Source organism: Nostoc sp. (assembly GCF_036918245.1).
In the GTDB taxonomy this organism is placed as follows: Bacteria; Cyanobacteriota; Cyanobacteriia; order Cyanobacteriales; family Nostocaceae; genus Nostoc.
Map to the genome: position 1 here is coordinate 1 of NZ_JBALEF010000045.1, position 6,209 is coordinate 6,209.

Here is a 6,209-nt window from a genome sequence, read left to right on the forward strand (position 1 = left end):
GATTGACTTTTTTGCACAAGCACTGCTGGCTAATTCTAATAATTATCTGTCTCGGCCATCACTGCTTCCTAAATATTAGACCTGAATCCTTACATCAAATCTAATTGCATTGCATTACCTTCAAAGAAACCGAGGCTAGAGTAAACTGGTTTACCCAATGGCGAGGCGTTAAGAACTACTCGCGTGCAACCGATCGCTTTTAAATATTCAATTGCTCTATTAGTTAGGGATTTGGCAATTCCTTGTCTGCGGTAAGACTGTTCAACATAAACGCCCCAAATATATCCAAATTTGCGGTATTCATCTTTGAAAACATTCGGGTATAAACCTGCAAACAGTTGACAACTTACAGAACCCACAACTGTATTATCAATTTCTGCAACAAAAGCCTTGTAAAACAAATCTCGACGCGCTTCTTCTATGAATTGAAGGGTAATATTCTCCCAATCAAGGTGGATATTACTCTCATGAACACCATTATCTAGCCACATTTGATAAGAGTGTTTTGCAATCAGTGAATCTTCTTTGCTGGAGGCTTCTCTGATATTTATATGTTTTTCTGTCAGCATAATTTCCAACAATTTTTTGGAACTCACAAATAACTCCTCCCCAAAGTTGGAGAGGAGTTTGCTAGCATCAGCTAAAAACTGGCAGCTTTACAGATCCAATCTCAGACTTTCTGTGCAGTTACTTCCTTTGGCTTTTCTTGAGTTTGCAAAGATGCATACAACCTATTCAACGCATTTACATAAGCTTGCGCAGATGCCACGATGATATCTGTGTTCGCTGCATGACCAGAAAACACTTTAGATTTATAACGTAAACGAATCGTCACTTCGCCAATGGCATCAATACCGCCTGTTACTGACTGCACAGAAAACTCAATCAACTGATTGGGCACATTCACCACACGGTTGATGGCTTTGTAAACTGCATCCACTGGCCCAGTACCGATCGCAGCATCGGTTAATTCTTCACCTTCTGGGGTACGTAGGGTAACTGTAGCAGTAGGACGAGCGTTGCTACCACAGGAAACTTGCACCAACTCTACCCGGAACAAATCGGGTGCTTGTTGGATTTCATCGTTAACGATCGCTTCCAAATCCCAATCGGAAATTTCTTTCTTTTTATCTGCTACTTCTTTGAATCTGACGAAGGCTTTATTTAATTCAGTATCTGACAGTTCAAAGCCCAATTCTTTCAACCGAGTACGGAAAGCATTTCTACCTGAATGTTTGCCCAAAACGATTTGATTGTCTGTCAAGCCAATCAATTGGGCATCCATAATTTCGTAGGTGAGTTTGTTTTTGAGGACACCATCTTGGTGAATTCCAGACTCATGGGCAAAGGCATTTGCACCAACGATCGCTTTATTTGGTTGTACCAACATTCCCGTCAAATTAGAAACTAAGCGTGAGGTTTTATAAATTTGTCGGGTATCGATATTTGTCAGGGATTCTTGATAATTTTCTGGTCTGCCGAGATAAGGGTTAAAATATTGCCGCCGCACATGCAACGCCATTACCAATTCTTCTAGTGATGCATTTCCGGCGCGTTCGCCAATCCCATTGATTGTACATTCTAGTTGCCGTGCACCATTTTTCACGGCTTCTAAAAAGTTAGCAACTGCCAAGCCTAAATCATTATGACCGTGAACGGAAATAATCGCTTGGTCGATGTTGGGGACATTTTCAATAATGCCCTTAATCATTGCTCCAAATTCGCTAGGGGTTGTGTAACCCACAGTATCGGGAATGTTAACTGTTGTTGCACCAGCTGCGATCGTTCGTTCTAAAACTTGGTACAGAAATTCTGGATCGGTACGAGCCGCATCCATTGGTGAAAATTCGATATCTGTCATGAAAGACTTGGCATAAGCTACCATTTCTTCAGCGATCGCTAATACTTCTGCCCGTGACTTTCGCAATTGATACTCTAAATGAATATCAGAAGTCGAAATGAATGTGTGAATTCTGGCATTAACTGCTGGTTTTAATGCTTCAGCAGCCGCTTCAATGTCTGCTTTAATCGCTCTTGCCAAACTACAAACTACCGGACCATTTTCTGTGCCGACAATTTGAGCAATCTTCTTGACTGCTTCAAAATCTCCAGGACTGGCAAAGGCAAAGCCTGCCTCAATTACATCTACACCCAGACGCGCTAATTGCTTGGCAATAACTAGCTTTTCGTCTATATTCAAAGTCGCTCCCGGACACTGCTCTCCATCTCGCAATGTTGTATCAAAAATGATGATTCGATCTGTTTTGTTTGTCATTTGCCGTTTGTTCTTTAATGTTTACGTGTGGCTTAATATATCTTCAACCTTAGTTTTTCTTTTACTATTACTTTTGTAAATAATTGTTAAAGCTACTAACCTTCAGTTTTTTCTATTTGTTCTCTGATATCATTTAAATCTATATATCTATCAGTAGCATTGCGTAGCTCTCTCGCGATCATTCCCTCTGTTGATACTACCGTTATATGTGTATTTTTTGAGCGTAATAGTTCGATTGCTCTTTCAAAATCTCCATCACCACTGAATAATACTACTCGGTCATACTGGTCTACTGTATTAAACATATCTACAACAATTTCAATATCTAAATTCGCTTTTTGCGAGTAACGACCGGACGTATCATCATAATATTCTTTCAGAATTTTAGTTCGTACTGTATATCCTAGACTAATTAGAGCGTCTCTGAAACCTCGCTGGTCTTGTGGATCTTTTAAGCCAGTGTACCAGAAGGCATTAATTAATGTTGTTTCTGATTGCTCATGTTTGAAGTATTCTAAGACTCGCCGCGGGTCAAAAAACCAGCCATTTTTTTGTTGAGCATAGAACATATTGTTTCCATCTACAAAAATAGACAGACGATTCATTGGAGAACCCATACAAATTTACACCTAATAATATATATGAATTTAGATGGAACAATAGATTATAGCAATTTTCAAATGCCTTGTTTGCTAATATCTATAACGTAGTTCTTTATCTATAGCTTTTATCCTACCTCTTTCAAGACATAAAAACGCCTGCAATATTGAAGTTGAGATCCTGGGTGTTAACCTGATTCACCTCCAGCACTGCAAGAGCCACCCGGCGATCAATATCTATCCATAAAATTGACCCAGTAACAGCATTCATCGCTGCATAACACTAAAGTTTACTCCTAAAGAGGTATAACATAGGCTTAAGGTAAGATATAAATTAATGCCTATCTTTTGGTAAAGCTGTCAGTATCAGGACACCGTTTGTGGAGATTACCAACATTGCACCAAAGACAGAAGACAGCCTTGGGAGTGCTTCTGGTATAGCACCCAGTTAGTAACGTACTTGTTGGTTAGGTGGGGGTAAAATCTTGCCACAAGCAAATGCGCAGGTAGAGTATATCCGGCTCCGATCTATGAGACAATCACTACTTGTAACTCATTCAACAGAAAAAGAATAAATTAAGTAGTGCTTGGGTAAGAATTTCTTGGGGGCTGGCTCTGCCAATAAAAGTTTGTTGATAAATAGAAGATACTTTACAAATGTATAAGATTATCATTTAAGTCTTATTTCAATGTGCTTACACTAAAACGTGGTCTGAATAAATAAAAGTGTTGGACTTAAATCAATCAGTAACACGATATGGCAGAAGAACCTACATCTACCTTAACTAAAAACTATGTCTCTACTGCCAATAGACTGTCAAGTAAACCAACAAAAGTGACTTCGACAGCATCTGTTCGCTATTCCCGGTGGATGGTTCGCTTAGGTCATCTACTGGCAGGTACTTGGGCAATTGGGGGCGCACTATTGAGCGCTTCTGGTGGGGAATTGGTTCAATTGATGGACAATCAGGTGCTTTCTGGCTTTTTTCAACTGCGCGGGCCGATTGTGCCTCCAGAAGACATTGTAATTTTAGCAATAGACGATCAGTCAATATCGGTTCCCGAACAGTACTATAAAACAGATCCGAAACAGTATGCTTATTTAGAAACACTGAAATCTTATCCTTATAAACGGGCTGCATACTCCCAGGTAATTACAAAATTAATCGAAGCAGGTGCCCGCGCTGTAGCATTAGATGTAGTTTTTGATACAGGAAGCAGCTATGGAGTTACAGACGATCGCCAATTTCAGGCAGTATTGCAAAAATATGGCAAAAAAGTTACCTTAGCAGCCGTCTACGAAAATTCCCAGACGCACCAAGGGTCTTTTACGCAACTAACAGACCCACAACAAATGTTTCGTACAGGGTCAGTATCCATTGGCTCAGTTAATTTTCCTTTAGAAGTAGATGGAAAAGTTCATCGATTAGCGAGTGAGTTTCCCAAGTTCTTAGGTGAAGATAATCTATTTAGCAAAAAGCGACTCTCTTTTGATGAAGCCGCGCTGAGGGCAGCACAAGTAAATTATCCTCAAACAAAGGGCGATCGCATTTATTTTTGGGGGCCTGCGGGTACATTTGAGCAAAAACCTTTTTGGCACGTACTCGACCCGCAAAACTGGAACACCTATTTGCAGCAAGGAAAGGTGTTCAAAGACAAGATCGTGCTGATTGGTGCAACAGATAAGTTAGATAATGATTATTATCCAGTTGCTGGTAGTAATAGCACTGAACCGATGTCGGGCGTGGAAATTCACGCTAATGCGATCGCAACTTTGATGTCAGGGAAAGCGATCGCCCCAGGAATTAATAGTCCACCATTGCAGGGTTTGTTTGTGCTAATGCTAGTGGGCAGTACAGCTTTGATGATTAGCAGACGCAAGCGTAGCATCCATAGATTTTTCTATAGCCTCGCCCTGTCTGGCACTTGGGGAGGAATTAGCTATGGGTTATTTGTCTATGGTCAATTAATTTTTCCCACTAGTGTACCAATGATGGCGATCGCAATGACCGGAGTTTGCTATTTGGCAACCTCAGTCATCAGGGAAAGCATCAGAAAACGCCAATTAGTAGACATTTTTCAGAAGTATAAAACTTCACCCGTTGTTCAAGAGATTATCAGCCAACAAGATGACTTCCAACATCTAATCCAGCAACGAGATTTAGCCTTATCAGGGAAAGTTTTGGCTAGACGCTACAGAATTGTCAAAGTTCTTGGTTCCGGTGGATTTAGTGAAACCTACATTGCCGAAGATACTCAACGTCCTGGAAATCCGCGATGTGTTGTCAAACAACTAAAACCAGCCAACACCAAACCAGAAGGATTGCAACTTGCCAGACGTTTATTTAACTCAGAGGCGCAAACACTAGAAAAATTGGGAACGCACGCTCAAATTCCTCAACTTTTGGCCTATTTTGAAGAAGATGAAGAATTTTATTTAGTGCAAGAACAGATAATTGGTCATCCTTTAAATCAAGAACTTTTAGCAGGTAGAGCAATTGAAGAAATTGCAGCGATCAAAATTATCAGGGACTTATTGCAAACATTAACATTTGTCCATGAAAACCACGTGATTCATCGGGATATTAAACCCAGTAATATCATCCGGCGACACTCAGACGGAAAACTGGTGTTGATTGACTTTGGAGCCGTCAAGGAAGTCGGCATCAAACAACTCGATCGTCAAGAGTCAACCCCTTTCACCATTGGAATTGGTACTCAGGGTTACGCACCAAGCGAACAATGTTTTGGGCGTCCACATTACAGTAGTGATATCTATGCAGTTGGCATGGTTGGGATTAAAGCCTTGACTGGTGTAGCACCCCGTGAGCTAGATAGAGATGCTGATGGGGAGATTAAATGGAGCGATCTCACTCAGGTGAGTCACTCCCTAGCTCAGATTCTCAGTAAAATGGTGCTGGATGACTTCAAACAACGATATCAGTCTGCATCAGAGGCTCTTAAGGATCTTGAAGCTCTTAAAGCTCTTGACGATTTGGTAAATTTCCCACACAGACACCATCTCCCAGAAGATGACTTATTAATGAATACTTTAGACGATTTAAGCATTCCCACACAATCTTACTCAGAAGGACAAGAGACTTCCAAATAAAAAAGTATCCAATCGCTGTGGAAGCTGTTCTTGAGTAGGGGAAGCAAAATCTGATAGTTGTATTAAATACAATAATTTGGATGATTTAAGTAGAACTTTGTGGAAAAATAAAACTATGTTAATATAAATTATAGCAACCGCCAAGGCGGTTAGGACACCAAACGCAAGACATCCTCAATCGCATCTCGTAAACAATCAAACTGATCGAGTTTTTTGCGGATTC

5 protein-coding genes are annotated in these 6,209 nt (G+C 40.5%); 1 reads left to right on the forward strand and 4 read right to left on the reverse strand.

What is annotated here, in order from left to right:
• Positions 1-89: 89 nt before the first annotated feature.
• The 4 genes from V7L12_RS12375 to V7L12_RS12390 form a co-directional block, all read right to left on the reverse strand.
• Positions 90-596 carry a GNAT family N-acetyltransferase gene (locus V7L12_RS12375; RefSeq protein WP_442947886.1) on the reverse strand — a complete coding sequence of 169 codons (507 nt, stop codon included), beginning with the start codon at positions 594-596 and terminating at the stop codon, positions 90-92.
• Between the two features lie 74 nt (positions 597-670).
• A complete protein-coding gene (locus V7L12_RS12380; protein WP_335084530.1) occupies positions 671-2,275 on the reverse strand; it encodes a 2-isopropylmalate synthase in 1,605 nt (534 codons plus the stop codon).
• Positions 2,276-2,370: 95 nt separating this feature from the next.
• Positions 2,371-2,892 carry a LabA-like NYN domain-containing protein gene (locus V7L12_RS12385; protein WP_196517317.1) on the reverse strand — a complete coding sequence of 174 codons (522 nt, stop codon included), beginning with the start codon at positions 2,890-2,892 and terminating at the stop codon, positions 2,371-2,373.
• Positions 2,893-3,016: 124 nt separating this feature from the next.
• A complete protein-coding gene (locus V7L12_RS12390; RefSeq protein WP_335084531.1) occupies positions 3,017-3,145 on the reverse strand; it encodes a hypothetical protein in 129 nt (42 codons plus the stop codon).
• A gap of 486 nt (positions 3,146-3,631) precedes the next feature.
• On the opposite strand from V7L12_RS12390, the gene V7L12_RS12395 reads away from it, so the two are divergent.
• Positions 3,632-5,986, forward strand: a complete 2,355-nt coding sequence (locus V7L12_RS12395) for a CHASE2 domain-containing serine/threonine-protein kinase (RefSeq protein ID WP_335084532.1) — start codon at positions 3,632-3,634, stop codon at positions 5,984-5,986.
• Positions 5,987-6,209 lie beyond the last annotated feature (223 nt).